This is a genomic window from Bradyrhizobium sp. R2.2-H (assembly GCF_004346455.1).
Taxonomy (GTDB): domain Bacteria; phylum Pseudomonadota; class Alphaproteobacteria; order Rhizobiales; family Xanthobacteraceae; genus Bradyrhizobium; species Bradyrhizobium diversitatis.
Map to the genome: position 1 here is coordinate 75,886 of NZ_SMBR01000015.1, position 18,943 is coordinate 94,828.

The 18,943-nt window shown below is 65.3% G+C and carries 14 protein-coding genes; 5 read left to right on the plus strand and 9 right to left on the minus strand.

Annotation, left to right across the window (positions count from 1 at the left end):
* Positions 1-110 precede the first annotated feature (110 nt).
* Entirely contained in the window at positions 111-1,523 is a 1,413-nt protein-coding gene (locus EDE08_RS31255) for a mannose-1-phosphate guanylyltransferase/mannose-6-phosphate isomerase (RefSeq protein WP_165936283.1), read from the minus strand.
* A 7-nt stretch (positions 1,524-1,530) separates the two neighbouring features.
* Positions 1,531-2,520, minus strand: a complete 990-nt coding sequence (locus EDE08_RS31260) for an SDR family NAD(P)-dependent oxidoreductase (protein ID WP_131872922.1) — start codon at positions 2,518-2,520, stop codon at positions 1,531-1,533.
* Between the two features lie 198 nt (positions 2,521-2,718).
* On the opposite strand from EDE08_RS31260, the gene EDE08_RS31265 reads away from it, so the two are divergent.
* Positions 2,719-3,678 carry a lysylphosphatidylglycerol synthase transmembrane domain-containing protein gene (locus EDE08_RS31265; RefSeq protein ID WP_131872924.1) on the plus strand — a complete coding sequence of 320 codons (960 nt, stop codon included), beginning with the start codon at positions 2,719-2,721 and terminating at the stop codon, positions 3,676-3,678.
* A complete protein-coding gene (locus tag EDE08_RS31270) occupies positions 3,675-4,694 on the plus strand; it encodes an MraY family glycosyltransferase (RefSeq protein WP_131872926.1) in 1,020 nt (339 codons plus the stop codon). Before EDE08_RS31265 ends, EDE08_RS31270 begins: the two co-directional genes overlap by 4 nt.
* Here EDE08_RS31270 and EDE08_RS31275 read toward each other — a convergent pair.
* From EDE08_RS31275 to rfaD, 5 genes are all read right to left on the minus strand, one after another.
* Positions 4,682-5,629 carry an NAD-dependent epimerase/dehydratase family protein gene (locus EDE08_RS31275; protein ID WP_131872928.1) on the minus strand — a complete coding sequence of 316 codons (948 nt, stop codon included), beginning with the start codon at positions 5,627-5,629 and terminating at the stop codon, positions 4,682-4,684. The two genes, EDE08_RS31270 and EDE08_RS31275, sit on opposite strands and share 13 nt — an antisense overlap.
* An 82-nt stretch (positions 5,630-5,711) precedes the next feature.
* On the minus strand, positions 5,712-7,625 hold the full coding sequence (locus EDE08_RS31280; protein ID WP_165936284.1) for a nucleoside-diphosphate sugar epimerase/dehydratase: 1,914 nt from the start codon (positions 7,623-7,625) through the stop codon (positions 5,712-5,714).
* 84 nt (positions 7,626-7,709) lie between these two features.
* Positions 7,710-8,996 (minus strand): O-antigen ligase family protein, encoded by a 1,287-nt coding sequence (locus EDE08_RS31285; RefSeq protein WP_131872932.1) that lies wholly within the window; start codon positions 8,994-8,996, stop codon positions 7,710-7,712.
* Positions 8,993-10,477, minus strand: coding sequence for a D-glycero-beta-D-manno-heptose-7-phosphate kinase (rfaE1, locus tag EDE08_RS31290; RefSeq protein ID WP_131872934.1), 1,485 nt, complete (start codon positions 10,475-10,477; stop codon positions 8,993-8,995). The genes EDE08_RS31285 and rfaE1 overlap by 4 nt, the downstream gene beginning before the upstream one ends.
* A gap of 11 nt (positions 10,478-10,488) precedes the next feature.
* A complete protein-coding gene (gene rfaD / locus EDE08_RS31295) occupies positions 10,489-11,469 on the minus strand; it encodes an ADP-glyceromanno-heptose 6-epimerase (protein ID WP_131872936.1) in 981 nt (326 codons plus the stop codon).
* A gap of 162 nt (positions 11,470-11,631) precedes the next feature.
* On the opposite strand from rfaD, the gene waaF reads away from it, so the two are divergent.
* Positions 11,632-12,723, plus strand: coding sequence for a lipopolysaccharide heptosyltransferase II (waaF, locus tag EDE08_RS31300; protein ID WP_131872938.1), 1,092 nt, complete (start codon positions 11,632-11,634; stop codon positions 12,721-12,723).
* A gap of 75 nt (positions 12,724-12,798) precedes the next feature.
* Here the strand turns inward: waaF and EDE08_RS31305 are convergent, their stop codons facing one another.
* A complete protein-coding gene (locus tag EDE08_RS31305) occupies positions 12,799-14,349 on the minus strand; it encodes a hypothetical protein (RefSeq protein ID WP_131872940.1) in 1,551 nt (516 codons plus the stop codon).
* Between the two features lie 469 nt (positions 14,350-14,818).
* Entirely contained in the window at positions 14,819-15,856 is a 1,038-nt protein-coding gene (locus tag EDE08_RS31310; RefSeq protein WP_131872942.1) for a glycosyltransferase family 4 protein, read from the minus strand.
* Between the two features lie 125 nt (positions 15,857-15,981).
* On the opposite strand from EDE08_RS31310, the gene galE reads away from it, so the two are divergent.
* Both galE and EDE08_RS31320 read left to right on the plus strand, forming a co-directional pair.
* Positions 15,982-16,995, plus strand: coding sequence for a UDP-glucose 4-epimerase GalE (gene galE, locus EDE08_RS31315; RefSeq protein WP_131872944.1), 1,014 nt, complete (start codon positions 15,982-15,984; stop codon positions 16,993-16,995).
* 118 nt (positions 16,996-17,113) lie between these two features.
* Complete coding sequence (locus EDE08_RS31320; protein ID WP_131872946.1) at positions 17,114-18,922, plus strand: ABC transporter ATP-binding protein; 1,809 nt, start codon at positions 17,114-17,116, stop codon at positions 18,920-18,922.
* The last annotated feature ends 21 nt before the right edge of the window (positions 18,923-18,943 follow it).

Sequence of the window (18,943 nt, forward strand, 5' to 3'; positions counted from 1 at the left end):
AGCTGGGAGCCCGGACACGATTTGATTCAAAAAGTTACACGTTCCCCGGGCCTTAAGCCGCAAAACATACCGTCTTCCCGGCCCGGGTCACATGATTCGGAGTTTGCTGGTTACGACCTTTGATAGTCGTCTTCAATCCGGATGATGTCGTCTTCCCCCAGATAAGAGCCGGTCTGGACCTCGATCAGCTCCAGCTGGATCTTGCCGGGGTTCTCCATCCGGTGCACGGCGCCCATCGGGATGTAGATCGACTCGTTCTCATGCACCGTCTTCACGGTCTCGTTGACGGTGACCTGGGCCGTGCCCCGCACCACGATCCAGTGCTCGGCGCGATGATGGTGCTTCTGCAGCGAGAGGCGCCCGCCCGGCTTCACCACGATGCGCTTGACCTGGTGACGCTCGCCATTGTCGACGGACTGATAGCTGCCCCAGGGCCGGTGCACCTTGAGATGCTCCTCGGTGACCTTCGGCGCGACCGCCTTCAGCTTGGTCACCAGGCGCTTCAGGCCGTTGGCATCCTTCTGGCGCGAGACCAGGATCGCGTCCGCGGTGGCGACCACGACGAGATCGTCGACGCCTTCGAGCGCGACCAGCGCGGAATCGGTGGTGACGTTGCAGTTGCGGGAGTCCTCGAACACGGCGGTGCCATGCGCCGCATTGCCCTGCGCGTCCTTCTCCGACAGCTCCCACACCGCGAGCCAGGAGCCGACGTCGGACCAGCCGCACGACACCGGCACCACGGCCGCGCGCGCGGTCTTCTCCATCACCGCATAGTCGATCGAGATCGCCTTCGCCGCGCCGAACGCCTCGGGCTCCAGCGTGACGAAGCCGAGATCGCGGCCGGCATTGTTGACGGCGCTGGTGACGGCCTCGACGCTTCCCGCATCGACCTTGCGATATTCGTCGAGCAGTACGGCGGCCGGGAACATGAAGTTGCCGCTGTTCCAGAGATATCCCGAATTGACGTAGTCGGACGCCTTCACCGCATCCGGCTTCTCGACGAAGCGCGCAACCGCATGCACTTCGCCGGAAATCACCTCGCCCGGATTGATGTAGCCGTATTCGGTCGCCGGCCGCTCCGGCTTGACGCCGAAGGTGACGATGCGCCCGGCGCGCGCGGCGGTGAGGCCCTCGCGGCAGGCGGCAACGAAGGCGGCATTGTCCTGCACCACGTGGTCGGCGGCGAGCGCGAGCACGATCGCTTCGCTGTCGCGGTTCTGCGCGAACACCGCGCCCGCCGCGATCGCAGGGCCGGAATCGCGTCGCATCGGCTCGAGGATCACGTCGGCCTCGATGCCGATCTCGGCGAGCTGCTCCAGCACCATGAAGCGATAGGCCGCATTGGTGATGACGATCGGCCGGTCGAACAGCGAGGGATCGGACACGCGCAGCAGCGTGTCCTGGAAGGTCGAGCGCGTGCCGAACAGCGGCAGGAACTGCTTGGGGCGAACCTCGCGCGAAGCGGGCCACAGCCGCGTGCCGGCACCGCCGCACATGATCAGGGGGATTATGCGTTTGTCCATCGTGATCTCAAACCTTGAAGTAGTCGCGATACCAGGTGACGAAATTATGGACCCCATGCTCGATCGGCGTTGACGGTGCAAAGCCGGTGTCGCGCATCAGATCCTCGACATCCGCGAACGTTTCCCGCACATCTCCCGGCTGCATCGGCAGCAATTCTTTGATCGCCGTCCGGCCCAGCTCCCGCTCCAGAAGACCGACGACGTGCATCAGCTCCTCCGGATGGTGGTTGCCGACATTGTAGAGCTTAAACGGCGCATTTGCGGCAGCCGGATCGTCCGCGGGCACAAGATCGATCAGCTTCGATACGACGCGGGTCACATCATCAATATAGGTGAAGTCGCGCCGCATCTCGCCATGGTTAAAGAGCCGGATCGGCTTGCCCGCCATGATGGCGTTCGCGAACAGAAATACGGCCATGTCGGGCCGGCCCCACGGGCCGTAAATGGTAAAGAAGCGCAGCCCCGTGACCGGCAGGCGGTAGAGATGGCTGTAGGACTGCGCCATCACCTCGTTCGCCTTCTTGGTCGCGGCATAGAAGCTGACGGGATGATCGGTGCGGTCTGCAACCGCAAATGGCAGTTTTGTGTTGGCGCCGTAAACGGAGGATGACGAGGCGTAGACGAGATGACGACAGCCGTTGTTGCGGCAGCCCTCAAGCACGTTGAGAAAGCCCAGGAGATTGGAATCGGCATAGGCGTGCGGCTGCTCGATCGAGTAGCGCACGCCGGCCTGCGCCGCCATATGCACGACTTTGGCAAAACGATGTTGCGCAAACAACGCCGCCATCGCCTCGCGGTCGGCGAGGTCGGCCTCGACGAAGGAGAAGCGGGAATCGTCCCCGAGCAGCGCCAGGCGCGCTTTCTTCAGCGCCGGATCGTAATAGCTGTTGAGATTGTCGAGCCCGACGACGGGACGGCCTTCGCCCAGGAGCTGCCGGGCGACGTGAAAGCCGATGAATCCGGCGGCACCCGTGACCAAAATCGCCTGATCCGTCATCCTGTTCCCTGGGGATCCCTCGCCCGGTCCTGTTTAGCCGCCAGCTCGATCGGGTCGCAATAGGGCTCGCCGCTGCCCTCACAACACCCCAACGACGGCTATTGCAAGATCGGCGCCAAGACCATACCAAAGCGGCCGAATTCGGCGCCTCGCGTCGGGTTGCCTCAAATCTTCGCAAACCCTGTCCATGCGGGCGAGATGCGCCGAATCCTGTTGTCGACGGCCAAGATCATGATTTCCGCGGCGCTGCTCTATCTGGCGCTGCGCAAGGTGGACCTGTCCGAATTGTTGTCGCGCTTCACCGTCACCAGCCTGTTCTGGATCGGCGTCGCGATCGCGGTTGCGTTCCTGCAGATCTTCGTCGGCGTGCTGCGCTGGCGCCAGATCAGCGCCGTCTGCGGCGCACCGCTCGAGCTCAGCCGCGCCATGCGCTACAACGTGATCGGCTCGTTCTTCAACCAGACCCTGCCGTCGGCGATCGGCGGCGATGCGGTCCGGCTGTGGCTGGTCGCGCGCGCCGGCGCCGGCTGGCGTGCGGCGACCTACTCGATCTTCGTCGACCGCGCGATCGGCCTGATCGCGCTCGCGGTTCTCATCGTCGCCAGCCTGCCCTGGAGCTACACCCTCATCACCGATCCGCACGGGCGCTCGGCGCTGCTGCTCATCGACCTTGTGGCGCTCGCCGGCGGCCTCGGCTTCCTGATTTTCGGCGCCCTGAAGTGGCCCTGGCTGAAGACCTGGTGGGGCACGCATCACATTCACGCCTGCGCGGTGATCGCCAATCGCGTGATCTTCAGCCGTACCTGCGGGCCGATCGTCGCAATCCTGTCGGTCCTCGTTCACGTGCTGGCCGTCGTCATCGCCTGGTGCGTCGTGCGGTCGATTGCGGCCCCGGTTCGCTTCAGCGACGTCTTTCTGCTGGTGCCGCCGGTGATGCTGATCACGATGATGCCGATCTCGATCGCCGGCTGGGGCGTGCGTGAAGCCACGATGAGCCTTGCATTCGGCTTCGCGGGACTTGCCGCCAACGAGGGCGTCAACGTCTCGCTGCTGTTCGGCGCCGTGTACTTCATCGTCGGCGCGGTCGGCGGCCTGGTCTGGATCCTCAGCGCGGAGAAGGCCGCGCAAGGCTCGGCCCCGATCGGAGTGCCGGAGTGAGCTCGACCACCGAAGCGCTCGCCGGCGCGCCCGTGCTGCTTGCCGTTGCGATCGCCGCGCTGATCTCGGCGCTCGTCACCTGGACCAGCCGTCCCCTGCTCCAGCGCTACGCACTGGCGCGACCGAACGCGCGGTCCTCACATCGCATCCCGACCCCGCAGGGCGCGGGTATCGCGGTGATCGCCGCGACCCTGATCGTCGCCTCGCTCTGGGCCGTCTGGGCGAACGTCGCTATCCCGCCGGTGCTGATCGGCGCGACGGTGCTGATCGCGCTGGTCGGGTTTGCCGACGACATAAAGTCGCTGCCCGTGCTCGTGCGGCTGGTGCTGCAGGCGGCCTGCGTCGGCGCAGTGGTGTTCACCGCGCCGGAGACCGCGCGCATCGTGCCGGCGCTGCCGCTTGCGCTCGAGCGCGGCCTCATCGTCCTTGCCGGCGTCTGGTTCGTGAACCTCGTCAACTTCATGGACGGGCTCGACCTGATGACGGTGGCGGAAGTCGTGCCGGTCACCGCGGCGCTGCTGCTGCTGGGAATGCTCGGGGATCTCTCATGGCCGGCCGTGCCGATCGCCGCCGCGCTGTGCGGCGCCATGCTCGGCTTTGCGCCGTTCAACCGCCCGGTCGCAAGGGTCTTCCTGGGCGATGTCGGCAGCCTGCCGATCGGCCTCTTGCTCGGCTGGTGCCTGCTGGAGCTCGCCTTCCGGGGGCAGACGGCCGCAGCGCTGCTGTTGCCCGCCTACTATCTTGCGGATTCCACCATCACGCTGTTCCGGCGCGTCATCAGGCGCGAACCGTTCTGGTCGGCACACCGCACGCACTTTTATCAGCGTGCAACCGACAACGGGTTCACGGTGAAGCGGGTGGTCGGCGAAGCATTCGCGCTCAATCTCGTGCTGGCATTGCTCGCCATCGCCACCGTTCGCGCCGGTTCGACGACGATCACGATCGTCTGCCTGTTCGCGGGCGCGGCCGCGGTCGGAGTCGTGCTGCGCCGTTTCTCCCGGCCTCAGGGCTCCTGATCCGAGACCGCCAGGCGCAAGCCCTCCTCGAGGGTGACCTGCGGCTGCCAACCGGTTGCGATCGCCTTCGAAATGTCGAGCTCGAGCGAGCCGATCAGGCCGTCATGCATATCCTGCCGGCCCATCATGCGGAGGACCGCACCGAGCAGCTCTGGCGGCATGCGGAACAGCCGGCTGCTCTTGCCGGAGGCTCGCGCCAGACATGCGATGAACTCAGGCGTCGAGACCCGCTCCCGGTCGGCCAACAGGAAGATCTCGAAATTGCTCCCCGGGTCGGGATGGCCGAGCCGGTACAGGATGAACGACGACAGGTTCTGCACGGAGAGAAAGTTGCGGCGATTGCGGATTGCCGCGAACGGCAACGGCAGTCCCAGCCTCACCGCCCGTGCCAGCAGCGGGAAATTGCCCTTGGCGCCCGCGCCATAGATGAGCGGCGGCCTGATCACCGAGATCTTCATTCCGCTGTCGCGCGCCAGCGCGCTCAAGCCCGCCTCGGCCTCCGCCTTGGACGTGCCATAGAGGCCACGCGGCGTCGGAACGTCGCTCTCGCGGAACGGTGCACGGCCTTCATTGGTCCGGCCGTGAACGAGGACGGTGCTGATGAAGATGAACTGGCGCACGCCGGCCGTCGCCGCGGAGCGCGCCAGATGCAGTGTGCCGTCGACATTGACGTCGCGGTAGAGCTGGACCGCGTGTTCATCGTTCTTGTAGTGCACGCGCGCGGCGAGATGGACGACGGCATCGACGCCTTCAAGCGCGGCCTGCCAGTCGGTTTCGGGGCCGATCGATCCGATCAGAACCTCGCCGTCGGCCCCATCCGCGCGGCGCACCGCGCGGCGGACCGACCACCCCGCCCGCGTCAGCGCAGGCACGATATGGCGGCCGAGGAAGCCGCTCGCCCCCGTCACCAGCGCGAGCGGCTTGGTCTCGCTCATCGTTGCTCCACCAGAACCGCGTTGCGCGACAATCCGCAGGCCGGAGCGGCACAGGCGACGATCCTGCCTCGACGCTGCATGGTCAGGCCGCCGTCGACCCGAATTCGGGCACCGCATCCTTCAGGATGGTCCTGATGGTGGCGCGATCGTCGCGGGCGATCGCCTGCTCCAGCGCAGCAATCCATTTGCGCAGCGTCTGCATCGGCGGCTCGTTCGGCTGCGCGGCCATGATGCCGGGAACACCGATCTCGCGGGTCGGCTCCTCGGAGGCGAACAGGATCTCGTGCAGCCGCTCGCCCGGCCGCATGCCGGTGAACACGATATCGATGTCGTAGCCCGGCTGCAGTCCGGAAAGACGGATCATGCGCTCGGCGAGATCGACGATCTTTACCGGCTGGCCCATGTTGAGCACGTAGACCGAGACGTCAGGGCGCTGCGTCCCGAGCGCATGCGTGGCCGCGGTGATGACGAGATCGCAGGCCTCGCGGATGGTCATGAAGTAGCGGACCATGTCGGGATGCGTCACCGTCACCGGGCCGCCGGCCTCGATCTGCGCCTTGAACTTCGGCACCACCGAGCCGTTCGAGGCCAGCACGTTGCCGAACCGGACCGAGATCAGCCGCATCGGCGGCTTGGCGCCGCCGCTGCCTGCGGCGAGCTCGTGATCGAGCGCTTGGCAGTACATCTCCGCAAAGCGCTTGGTCAGGCCGAGCATCGACACCGGCTCGATCGCCTTGTCGGTCGAGATCATCACCATCGCCCCGGCGCCGGCCGCCACGGCGGCATCGGCAACATTGATCGAGCCGAAGATGTTGGTCTTGACGCCTTCGCTCCAGTCGCGTTCGAGGATCGGAACGTGCTTGAGCGCAGCGGCATGGAACACGATGTCCGGCCTGAACGCCGCCATCAGCCGCATGATGCGCTCGCGGTCGCGAATGTCGGCGATCCGCCCTTCGATCTCGGCTGCCGCCCCCCGCGCGGCGAGCGCTTCCGTGATCGCATAGAGCGCCGGCTCGGAGTTTTCCACGATCAGGAGCCGCGCGGCGCCGAAGGCGACGACGCGCTCGCAGATTTCTGCACCGATCGAGCCGCCGCCGCCGGTGACGATGACGGCCTTGCCCCTGATCAGCGCTTCCAGGCGCCCATAGTCGATCGTCTCGCTCGGCCGCAGCAGGAGGTCCTCGACTGCGACCGCGGTGAGCCGCGGCGTGTCGCCGCTCTCCAGCGAGGGCATGCGGTTGACGATCACTCCCAGCTTGCGCGCCCGCATCAGGATCGATTCCGGGTGTGCTTCCGGCTCGAATGCCGACGGTGTCATGATGAGGCGCGCGATCGCCTTGTTGCGCTTGGCGAAGTCCGCGATGACGTCCTCGACGTCGTCGATGCCGCCCAGCACCGGCAGGTTACGGATGAACTGGCCGCGATCCGCCATCGAGGGCGACAATACGCCGACGGGCCAGATGTGCTTGATGGCCCCGCTCTCGATGCCGCGCAGCAGCACCTCCGCATCCGCGGCTCGGCCGATCAGCAGCGTCGGGGCGGCATCGTTGCCCTTCGCGTGACGCCGCACCCGCGTATAGCGGAAGTAGCGATAGGCCATGCGCAGCGCGCTGAGGAACGCGATCTCCAGGAACCAGTAGAGAACGATCGTCACCTTGCCGAGGAAAAAGGCGCCGCGGACGTTGGGAGCGACGAAGATGTAGTCGAGCACGAGCAGGGCGACGGTGAGCACGGTCGCCGCGCGGATGATGTTCAGCGCATCCGGCAGCGAGATGAAGCGCCACTTCGTCGTGGTCAGGTTCAAGACGAAGAACACGACCACGCTGAAGGCAAGAAAATAGGGCAGGATCTGGAACAGCAGCGGCAGGCGCTCGAAGAAGTCTTCGCCACCCTCGAATCGCAGATAGAAGGCGGCAAAAAGCGCGGCAGTGGTCGCCAGCAGGTCGTGGAGCGCGATCAGGAAATTGCGCGAGGTAAGATGCGAAAGACGCGTCATCCGCCGACCGATAAAAACCCAGTTAGATGCAACCTGACCGCGCTGATAACCCATCTGGACAAGACTTGCCAGCCGCGCGACCGCTCAGGAACCGGCTTCCCTCATCTTCGCCTCGGCCTGTTGTGCCCGGATCACCATGCCGCCGGCAACGCCGACGCCGATGACGTACATCCAACCCTCGTGGAAGTCGAACAGATGCGAGTTGAACAGCGAGGTGAAGACGTTCTGCACCACGACCAGGAACCCGATCCAATTGGCAAGCCCGTCGCCGCGAAACAACAGCAGATGCAGGATCCAGATCGTGTAGAGAACGGCGACGCCGATCAGACCCCATTGCACGGCAACATTCAACGTCTGATTGTGGGGGTTGCCGATCACTTCGGCTGACGCCTTGTGCTGACCGGCGGGCGTCGCGACGCGCTCGAACAACCCGCGGGTCGAACCGGTGCCGTGCCCCAGGATCGGCGCCTCCGCGAAGAAACCGAGCGACTTTCGCCAGAATTCGAGCCGCAGGCCCAGCGAGGTCGCCTCGCCCCTCTCCATATAGCGCGTGTATTCGTCCGTAAACCTCTCGGCAGTATGGCGCAAATGCGGCGAGACCTGCCAGGCGAGAATGGCGCCGGCGATCAGCGCGGCGGCGACGATCGCAATGCTGCGCCACCTGAGGTGAAGCAACGCGAACACGCCGAACATGATCGGAATGGTGACGAGCGCGGTGCGCGACACCACCACGAAGGCCATGTTGACGAAGAAGCTGAGCGCAAGCGCCGTGAGCAGGGCGGCGAACCAATAGCGCTTCTCCCGCAGCAGCATCACGATCGGATAGGCGAGCGCGACCGCGCAGAGCGTGAATTCCTGGCTCTGGTCGATGTAGTTCTTGACGAAGATGCCGCGCTCGGGCGGATCGGTCTTGAGCGCAAGATCGGGATAGAATGCGACCAGCCAAGACATCACCGACAACAGGGCGCAGGATACCAGGAAGGCGACGAAGACCCACCGGCCGCGCGGCGAGCGCTCGAAATGATAGAGCAGGACCGGCAGCACGAGCAGCTTGACGGTCGGATTGACTGCATAGAAGCGCGCGCCCCAGGCCGCATCCGACCACAGCGTCCCCACCAGCGCGAGCAGCACCAGCGCGATCGGCGCCACACAGATCGGACGCTTGAGCGATTGCAGGAAGGCGCGGACGTCGAGGAACGGCACCATGCAGAGCAGCATCAGCGCGTTGAAGATCCCCGCGAGCGACGTCGACCAGGGCAGCGACGCCGCGGTCAGGATCGCGAACAGGTCGACTGTCTCGCGCCAGGCCGCCGGACTGCGCAGGCGCCGCCGCAACATCTGGCCGGGAGTCTCCCCTGCAAGCGCCGTCAATTGCCGCCTCCCCGGGCGCGATGAACCAGCGCCGTCGTGCTGAAGCCCTGGAGGATGTCGACCAGCACGACCGTTCCGCCCGCGGCCTCGACCACCTCATGGCCGACGACCTGCTCGCGGGTGTAGTCGCCGCCCTTCACCAGCACGCCGGGCTTGATCCTGGTGATCAGGTCGATCGGCGTGTCCTCCGCGAAGATGACGACGAGATCGACGGCCTCCAGCGCGGCGAGCACCTCGGCACGCGCGCGCTCGTCCTGCACCGGACGATCGGCGCCCTTCAGCCGCCGCACCGAGGCGTCGCTGTTGAGCCCCACGATCAGGCGGTCACAGGCGGCGCGCGCCGCGGTCAGCACCTTGACGTGACCGGGATGGAGGATGTCGAAACAGCCATTGGTGAAGCCGACGCGCTGGCCCTGCCTCTTCCATTCGGCGAGCTGGGCATCGAGCGCAGCCGGATCGAGCACGATCTTCTCCTCGGCCGCGAGGGTGGCATGCGGCAGGATCTTTCGGCGCAGCTCGGCCGCGCTCACGCTGGCGGTGCCCTGCTTGCCGACGGCGACGGCGGCGGCGGCATTGGCCACGCGCAGCGCCGTATCCCAGTCCGCGCCGGCCGCAAGCGATACCGCGAGCGCGGCGGCGACGGTGTCACCGGCGCCGGAGACGTCGCGCACCTTCACCGGGAAGGCCGGAACGTGCACGGCCGCGCCGTTGCGCGGCACCAGCGTCATGCCGTGCTCGCCCTGCGTGACCAGGATCGCCTCGCAATCGGCGAGCCGCATCACGTCCTCGCTGGCCTCGACGATGCTCTGCACCGTCTCGGCACGGCTGCGGGTCGCCTCCGAGAATTCCCTGCGATTGGGCGTGAGCAGCGTGGCACCGCGATAGATCGCCCAGTTCAGGCTCTTGGGATCGACCACCACGGGCTTGCCGAGCTTTCGCGCAGCGTCGATGGTGTGGCGGATCACGCGCGCGGTCAGCACGCCCTTGGCGTAGTCGGACAGCAGCACGATGTCGGCGCGCGCGATCTGCGGCAGGATCGCGTCGATCAGTTTGGTTTCGATGTCATCGGAAGCAGGCGCCGCCTGCTCCCAATCCGCGCGCAGCATGTGCGTGGAAAAATGCTCGGAGACGAAGCGGGCTTTTCGCGTGGTCGGCCGCGAGGGATCGCACACCAGCACGCTCTCGATACCGGCTTGCTCACCCAGCGCCGATGCCAGCCGCCTGCCCGCATCGTCCTCGCCGACGAGGCCGACGAAGATGCAGCGTGCGCCGAGCGACGCGACATTGCGCGCGACGTTGCCGGCGCCGCCGATGTGAATCTCGCTGCGCTGGGCGGTGATGACAGGCGTCGGCGCTTCCGGCGAGATCCGCGACACCTCGCCATAGACGAACTCGTCCAGCATGATGTCGCCGATGCAAAGCACCGTGCGGCCTGAGATCGTTTGCGCGAGGGCGTCGAAATCGAGAATGGGGGTCGCCATGATCAAAGGCCTCAGCGGAAGCGGTCGGGCCGGTCGAGATAGTCCCCGACATAGGCCTTGACCGCGTCCTCGAGCGTCGTGAATCCGCCGTTATAGCCGGCGCGGCAGAGGCGATCGACCTCGCTCTGGGTGAAGTACTGATAGCTGTTGCGGATGCTCTCGGGCATGTCGATGTATTCGATGTTGGGCCTGGTGCCGAGCGCAGCGTAGGCAGCCAGCATCAGATCCCTGAAGCTCCGCGCCTTGCCGGTGCCGACGTTGAACAGGCCGGACACCGACGGCGTCGCCAGCAGCCACATGACCACGCGCACGACGTCGTCGACATAGATGAAGTCGCGGCGCTGGTCGCCGTCTTCGATGCCCTCGCGATGCGACTTGAACAGCTGCACGACGCGGCCCGCCTTGACGTCGTCGAAGCGCCGCGCCAGCACGCTCATCATCGAGCCCTTGTGGTATTCGTTGGGGCCGAACACGTTGAAGAATTTCAGCCCGGCCCATTGCGGCGGCAGCGGATCGCCGTTCGCCACGCGCGCGGCGACCGCGAGATCGAACATGTGCTTGCTCCAGCCGTAGAGATTCATCGGCCGCAATTTTTTCAGTGCCGGTAGCGACGCGTCATCGCCGAAGCCGGCCTCGCCGTCGCCATAGGTCGCCGCCGAGGATGCATAGATGAACGGCACCGCGTTCATCGTGCACCAGTCCAGCAGGCGCATCGACAGGCGGAAATTGGTCTCGAACACGAGGTCGCCGTCGGTCGCGGTGGTCGCGGAGATCGCCCCGAGATGGATCATGGCCTCCAACTTGCGGCCCTTAAGCCAGTCGGGCAGTTCGGCCGGGGGAACGATATCCACAAGCTGCCGCTTGGCGAGGTTGCGCCACTTGCCCTCGGTGCCGAGCAGGTCGCAGACCACGACGTCGCTGCGGCCGGCCTGGTTCAGCGCGGCCACGACATTCGATCCGATAAAACCGGCCCCGCCGGTCACCAGCAACATTCCAACTACCTGCCCGCTTTTCTTGGTGCCCGGCCCTGCCGTAGCGCATGATCCGCCAAAGTGTAAGCGGTTTTGGGATCGCCGCTTCTGCCGGCTTTACCTGCCGGCCGGGAGCGGCTACCGAACCGCCAACATCAGCACGTCGTCGGTCCTAATTAACGAATGAATATTGATTCGCAATTTGTTGGAGATGCAGACCGGAGCGACACCCGCCCGATCCTGATCATTCCCTACATGTGGATCGGCGATTTCGTGCGGAATCATACCGTCGTGCGGGTCCTGAAGGAGCGCTGGCCGAACCGGCCGGTCGATCTCCTGACCACGTCGCTGTGCGCCCCGCTGATCGATTACATGCCCGGCGTGCGCGCCGGCATCGTCTGGGACCTGCCGCGCAGCCAGCTCGCAATTGGCCGCCAGTTCGGCCTGGCAGAGCTCCTTCGGAAACGGAATTACGGTACCGCCCTGGTGCTGCCCCGGACCTGGAAGGCGGCGATCGCGCCGGCGCTGGCTGGTATCCCCGAACGGGTCGGCTTCGTCGGCGAGTTTCGGTTCGGCCTGATCAACCGCTGGCGCTGGGGCGAGAAGAGACTGCCCCGCTTCATCGACAAGAACGCCGCCCTGGCCCAGCCCGACGGCGCACCCCTGCCTCCGGAATGGCCGGTGCCGCAACTGCGGGTCCCAGCCGAGGAGATCGTCCGCTGGCGGGAGGCCAATCGCCTCGGCGCCGGAGCCGCCGTGGCGCTCGCCCCGGGCTCGGTCGGGGTCTCAAAACGCTGGACCTACTATCCCGAGGCTGCCCGCCTCCTGGTCGAGCGTGGCCTGGAGGTCTGGGTGGTCGGCGGCCCCGCCGAAAAGGGCTTGGCCCAGGAGATCGTCGCCGCGGGCGGCAAGGGGACCGCTGGCGGCCCCGGGGTCCGGGACCTCACCGGCACCGATCTGCGCAACGGCGTCCTCGCCATGGCCGCGGCCGGCGTCGCCATCTCCAACGATTCCGGCCTGATGCACATCGCCGCCGCCCTGGACACGCCCACCATGGGCATCTTCGGCCCCACCAGCCCCTACCTCTGGGCCCCCCTCAACAGCCTTGCGGCAACGGTGGTGCAGGACAAGGAAATGCTGCCCTGCCAGCCCTGCCAGAGCACGATCTGCAAGATGAACGACCACCGCTGCATGCGGGATCTCGCGGCATCAGAAGTGGTGGGAATTGCGGAGAGGGTGCTGGGTGAGGCCGGGGCGCACAAGCGCCAAAGTTAACCCCTTAAATCCGCCGCTTGCTTGCTTGTGACGTTGACACAACCTTGCGAAACCATGGCGGCAGAGCCGCAGGCATCACTTCGTGCGCGTACGAAATTCCCGCTGATAGCAGACACGCAAACGGGCGTTTTTGGAATCCTGGCAGAGTGCGGACGAGTACGGGTTCGTATCCTCGGCTGGATAGTGCCCGAGCATCACGTTCAGCGACTGCACCATTTCCTGCTGCCCTTTGGCGCTATGGGCGATCCGCTTGAACATGTCGGGCAGCAGCGGCTTCAGGGCCTGATAGGTGTCTGAGGGCAGCTTGTCGGTCTCTATCGATGCGGCAAAGGCGTGCTGCTTCAGCGCCAACCGGATCAGCTCGATATCGTCCTGATTGAGTTGTCCGTTCTTGAGCCTTGCACTGAGGAAACTTGCGACGAGTTTCGACTGAGTCGTTGGAATCAATCCAGCTCCGTAGTCCTGTCTCAGGATGGCATTCACTGTGGCCCGGTCATTCTCCGACGTGGGCGCGGAAGACAGACGGGCCGGCTTGGATCCCGGCACCACCGGGAAGCCATAACGGCGATTAATCATCTCGAACGGATCCGCGCGGCTGTTTGCAAAAGGTTCGGTCGCCGCGGCGAGGCACAGATTGGGAATTTCACCTCCGCCACATCGTCTCGTCGTGAAATAGAACGGAACGCGCGCATTGCTCGCGTGCAGCGCCGTCCTGATCTCGGCCGGGACCAGGTTGCCGTCATGCTGCTCGGCAATCGTGATGGTGATCGGGGCGGATTCAATGTTGGCGAACGCGATATTCAGATCGGGACGAAACTGGCCATCGGCGCCCTGTACATCGAGAGGTTTGGACAATGACACGAGGACATCGGCTTCGCGCTGATCGACGGTGTCTTCGATCAAGCATCGGCCGCCGACGACCTCATGAACGAATTCAGCCGAGATGAGGCTCAGCGTCTCGGGACAGCTCTCGCGATGTTCGAGGTGAAATCTCCTCCAACGCGGCAGCCATGTGACTTCGACCATTCGCTGCATCGAGCCGTCAGGCCCTCTCTTTTGCGTCTCGGTGCTGATCATCCGGGCGCCACGCGCGTTATGGTCCCGGATAATGACGTGGTCGATATGCCCCTTGAACAGCAACTGCTGGCAAAGATCCGCGCAGGGCGGCGGAGGGGTCGGATCGTGGCTTTCGGGGTGCCGCCAATTCGTCCAGTAATTGTCCTGCTCGGGATACGGAAGATCAAAGGCGCGCGGCTGGAACGACGATGGCACCGGACCCGTGATATCTGTCGCGAGCAGTTTCTCGAGCTGGCTTTGGCTGCGGTAATGAGGCAGCAACGCAGCCGCGGCGAGCACCGCCGCCACAACCGTGGCGCCAAGCAGGTTGCTTCCAAGGAATCGCGCCAGCAGATATCCGGGGAGTGCAGCGAGAGAGTAATAAAGCAACGTGGGAGCTGCGATCAGTATCTGCCCCGGGAGGATGAACAGCAACAGGCCGAGCGTGATCATCCCTGGGATGAGCGCGATCAATGTCAGTCCAATCAGGGCAAGGAAGGAAATGCCAACGAAGGGTGGCACCAAGGACAGCGCATTGAAGCGATCGGAAGGAGACATGCGGTCTGGCATTTGGCTTCGCTCGCGCAACGGCATCCATCTTCGCGGTCGCGGCGCGCAATTAGGTAGCATCCGCAGATGCCGTCAACCTCTAATGCGCCCGATGCCCAATTTTGCGTGAAACCGTACAATTTGCTCGCATGCGCGTAGCTGAACTCTAACGTTGACCGCGTCAACGGCGACGAGCTCGAAGTCACGTTCCTGCGTCAGAACGCCAAAAAGAAACAGCGCGGCGAGACGCCGATTCGATCAGATGGTGAATGGTCCATTCGCCACGGCGCGCGGACTGCCGGTCCGCAGCTACGGGTAATCGGGCATTCTGGGACGATACCTGTCTAGCACTGTTTTGCCCGACGGGTCAAATCGACTTCGCAAAATCCGCAAGAGACCGCACCGACCGCCAAGCCATTGATTCTCCTAACCCCGGCTACTGTGCATGGGGTTGTTTTCGCAGTTTTTGTTTGCGACCGGCGAAACCGCGTCAGAGCAGCGGCCGATAGACCTCGCCGATCCGCGCCGCTTCGGCATCGAGGCTGAACTTCTCGAGCACGCGCCGGCGTCCCCGCTCGCCCATCGCTGCCGCAGCGGCCACATCGCGCATCAGCGGCTCCAGCGCCGCAGCGAGCGCGTCGGCATCACCCGGCGGGACCAGCACGCCGGTGACGCCATCCTCCACCACGAGCTCGGCCGCGCCGGCGCGTGACGCGACGAGCGCGCTGCCCGCCGCCATCGCCTCGATCAGCGTCAGCCCAAAGCCTTCGTTGCGCGAGGTGAAGGCGTAGATCGTCAGCCGCTGATACCAGCGCTGCACCGCCTCGATCGGCAACTCGCCGGTGATGACGATGCGCGATTGCAGGTTAGCTGCTTCGATGCGCTTCTTCAGGTCGTTGGCAAAGGGCGTCTGCTCCGCCGTGACCTGGCCGACGATGACGGCGGTGAAATCGGGATAGCGCGGCAACAGGCGGCACATCGCATCGACGAACAGGTCGGTGCCCTTCTGCGCGCGCACACGGCCGAAGCAGCCGATGGCGTAGCGGCCCGGCAGCGCGGCTTCCGCGAACGCCGCAGCGCGATCGGTCGGCGGCGCATAGACGTCGGTGTCGACGCCGTGCGGAATCACCGTCGCCTTCACCTTCAGGAACGAGGCCGAGATGTCGCTCGTTGCGATGATCGCGTCCATGCGCCGGATCAGCCAGCGCGTGATCCAGCTGTGATGCCGCTGCGCCGCCGAGGTGAACACGAGTTTCAGCGGCCAGCCGAGCGCGCGCAACGCGAGGCCTGCGATCATCTCGTTGTTGCGGCGCGCATGCCAGATCACGGGCCGCTTGCGGCGCCACAGTTTCAGAAAATCGGCAACGCTCAGCCGCGCGATCCCCTCCGGCGCGTCCGATCCGAACCAGGCCGCGCGATACAGTTTCGCCAGCCGCGGCGCCACCATCCGGTTGGTCGCGGTGACCCCGGAATAGCGCCTGTGCAGATTTGGCACGATCAATTCGAGATCGCCGGGGAAACTCGCCACGTCACACTCCATTTCGCAAAGTCCCTATACGCAACATTAAGCATAGTGACCAGTTCAGCCGCGCCGATACCCCCTCTTCACCACGCGAGCGCTAGTTTGTGCGTTGATCGAAGACGGGTGAGATCATGACTGTGCTAGTCACCGGCGGCGCCGGCTACATCGGAAGTCACACAGTCCTGGCGCTGGCGGAAGCCGGCGAGGACGTCGTCGTGATCGACGATCTCTCCACCGGTTTCTCCGCTTACCTGCCCGAAGGCGTGCCGCTGTTCATCGGCGATGCCGGCGATGAAAACCTGCTCGAAGGCGTGATCGCCCAGCACGACGTCGAGAGCATCATCCATTTCGCAGGCTCGGTCGTCGTGCCGGATTCGATGCGCGATCCGCTCGGCTACTACCGCAACAATTTCACGACTGCGCGCAACCTGCTCAACGTCGCGGTCAAGCGCGGCATCGGTCGCTTCATCTTCTCCTCGACCGCCGCCGTCTACGGCAATCCGGACCAGGTGCCGGTGCCCGAGCACGCGCCGACGCGGCCGCTGTCGCCCTACGGCTCGTCGAAGCTGATGACCGAGATCATGCTGCACGACGTCGCCGCCGCCTACGGCATGCAATACGTGACGTTGCGTTACTTCAACGTCGCCGGCGCCGACCCGCAGGCGCGCATCGGGCTCGCCACCGTCGGCGCCACGCACCTGCTCAAGATCGCGGTGGAAGCCGCCACCGGCCAGCGCGCCAAGATCGACGTCTTCGGCACCGACTATCCGACCCCGGACGGCAGCTGCATCCGCGACTTCATCCACGTCACGGACCTCTCGCAGGCCCACCGGTCGGCGCTCACCTACCTGCGCAGCGGCGGCGCCTCGACGACGCTGAATTGCGGCTACGGCCGCGGCTATTCGGTGCTGGAGACCATCGACGCCGTGCGGCGGGTTTCGGGCCGCAGCTTCGCCGTGCAGTACGCCCCGCGCCGGCCCGGCGACATCATGACCATGGTCGCAGACACCAGCCGCATCCGCAGCCTGCTCGACTGGCGGCCGCAATATGACGACCTCGAGACTATTGCGGCGCACGCCCTGGCCTGGGAGGACAGGCTGTTCCGCGAACGCCATGGCGAACTCCGCCACGCCGTCTCGGCCTAGAATCATCCCAAGCGCAAGCCCTTAATTGGGCTTGAAAAACCGCAGCTGAGCGGGCACAGAGGCCCATCGATCCCTGACGCGCAGGCAGGTTTTGTCCCGCGCCGTCAATGGACACCGGATGGCCCAGTTTCCAAAGAAAATCACCGACGATCCCTACGCGGCAGCGGTCCTGATTCGCCGCCTGGTCACGGAACAGGGCATCGTCTACTGGCGGCGCTACCTCGTCGCCTTCGCGCTGATGGCGCTCGCCGCCGGCGCGACCGCAGCCGCGACCTATGTGCTCGGCCAGGTCATCAACCAGGCCTATGTCGACAAGAACATCCCGGGCATCGCGATGTTCTCAGGGCTGACGGTCGCTTTGCTCTTCATCAAGGGCGTGGCGACCTACGGCCACATGGTGATCCTGACCAAGATCAGCAACGCGATTCTTGCCGCCAACCAGCGCCAGCTGTTCGCCAAGCTGATGCGCGAGGCCGTCGGCTTCTTCTCCGAGCGGCATTCGTCCGAGTTCCTGGCCCGGCTGACGGCGGGCGCCAAATCCATCACCGACGTGCTCAACATGCTGGTCAACGCCATCGGGCGCGACCTCCTGATGCTGCTCGCCATGATCGGCGTGATGGTATGGCAGGATCCGCTGATGTCGTTCATCGGCCTCGTCGCCGTGCCGCCGGCAATGCTGGTGCTGCGCAAGCTGGTCAAGCGCATCAAGGGCCTCGCCTTCAACCAGTTCACCGGCACCGCCGACATCATGGAGACGATGCAGGAATCGCTGCAGGGCATCCGCACCGTCAAGGCGTTCACGCTCGAAGAGACCATGCAGAAGCGCATCGACGAGAACATCGCGGTCGTCGAGCGCAACGCCAACAAGATGGCCCGCGTCGCCAACCGCTCCAACCCGCTGATGGAAATGCTCGGCGGCTTCGCGGTCGCCGGCTGCCTGATGTACGGCGGCTATGCCGTGGTCGCGCTCAACGCCACGCCCGGCGCGTTCTTCTCCTTCATGACCGCGTTCCTGATGGCGACCGAGCCGGCCAAGCGGCTGGCGCGGCTCAACATCGACCTCAACAGCCAGCTGGTCGGCGCGCGCATGCTGCTCGAAGTCGTCGACAGCCCGGCGAGTGAGCAGTCCGACGACGACAAGCCGTCGCTGAAGCTCTCGGATGCCCGCATCGAGCTGCGTGACGTCAGCTTCTCCTATCGCGACGGCGAGACCGTGCTCAACCGCATGAGCTTCACGGCCGAGCCCGGCAAGGTCACCGCGCTGGTCGGTCCCTCCGGCGGCGGCAAGTCGACCGTGCTGGCGCTGCTCTTGCGCTTCTACGAGGTGACGCAAGGCGACATCGTGATCGACGGCCAGTCGATCGGCGCGGTCTCGCGCAAATCGCTGCGGGCACAGACCGCCTATGTCGGCCAGGACGTCTATCTGTTCCGCGACACCATCCGCAGCAACATCGCCTTCGGCCGGCCGGGCGCGAGCGAGGACGAGATCGTCGACGCCGCGAAGGCCGCCTGCGCGCATGACTTCATCATGGGCTTCCCGCTCGGCTACGACACGCCGGTCGGCGAGCACGGCACGCAGCTCTCCGGCGGCCAGCGCCAGCGCATCGCGGTGGCCCGCGCGCTGATCAAGAACGCGCCGATCATCCTGTTGGACGAAGCCACCGCCGCGCTCGATTCCGAATCCGAGCGGCAGGTGCAGGAGGCGATCGAGCATCTCTGCCGGAACCGCACCACCATCGTGATCGCACACCGCCTGCACACCATCATGCACGCCGACGCCATCCTGGTGGTCGAGGGCGGCGAGATCGTCGAGCAGGGCCGGCATGACGAGCTGCTCCGGCGCGGCGGGCGCTATGCCTCGTTCTTCCGGTTGCAGCATCGGGACAGCAGCCCCTTGGAGCTGGCGCCGATCAGCGCAACCGCCTAGAATTCTCTTCACCTCAAGAGC

What these genes read in the sequence shown, in the direction of transcription:
- EDE08_RS31255 (WP_165936283.1), bottom strand. Translation starts at nt 1,523, where the DNA reads ATGGACAAACGCATAATCCCCCTGATCATGTGCGGCGGTGCCGGCACG.
- EDE08_RS31260 (WP_131872922.1), bottom strand. Translation starts at nt 2,520, where the DNA reads ATGACGGATCAGGCGATTTTGGTCACGGGTGCCGCCGGATTCATCGGC.
- EDE08_RS31265 (WP_131872924.1), top strand. Translation starts at nt 2,719, where the DNA reads ATGCGCCGAATCCTGTTGTCGACGGCCAAGATCATGATTTCCGCGGCG.
- EDE08_RS31275 (WP_131872928.1), bottom strand. Translation starts at nt 5,629, where the DNA reads ATGAGCGAGACCAAGCCGCTCGCGCTGGTGACGGGGGCGAGCGGCTTC.
- EDE08_RS31280 (WP_165936284.1), bottom strand. Translation starts at nt 7,625, where the DNA reads ATGACGCGTCTTTCGCATCTTACCTCGCGCAATTTCCTGATCGCGCTC.
- rfaE1 (WP_131872934.1), bottom strand. Translation starts at nt 10,477, where the DNA reads ATGGCGACCCCCATTCTCGATTTCGACGCCCTCGCGCAAACGATCTCA.
- rfaD (WP_131872936.1), bottom strand. Translation starts at nt 11,469, where the DNA reads ATGTTGCTGGTGACCGGCGGGGCCGGTTTTATCGGATCGAATGTCGTG.
- waaF (WP_131872938.1), top strand. Translation starts at nt 11,632, where the DNA reads ATGAATATTGATTCGCAATTTGTTGGAGATGCAGACCGGAGCGACACC.
- EDE08_RS31305 (WP_131872940.1), bottom strand. Translation starts at nt 14,349, where the DNA reads ATGCCAGACCGCATGTCTCCTTCCGATCGCTTCAATGCGCTGTCCTTG.
- galE (WP_131872944.1), top strand. Translation starts at nt 15,982, where the DNA reads ATGACTGTGCTAGTCACCGGCGGCGCCGGCTACATCGGAAGTCACACA.
- EDE08_RS31320 (WP_131872946.1), top strand. Translation starts at nt 17,114, where the DNA reads ATGGCCCAGTTTCCAAAGAAAATCACCGACGATCCCTACGCGGCAGCG.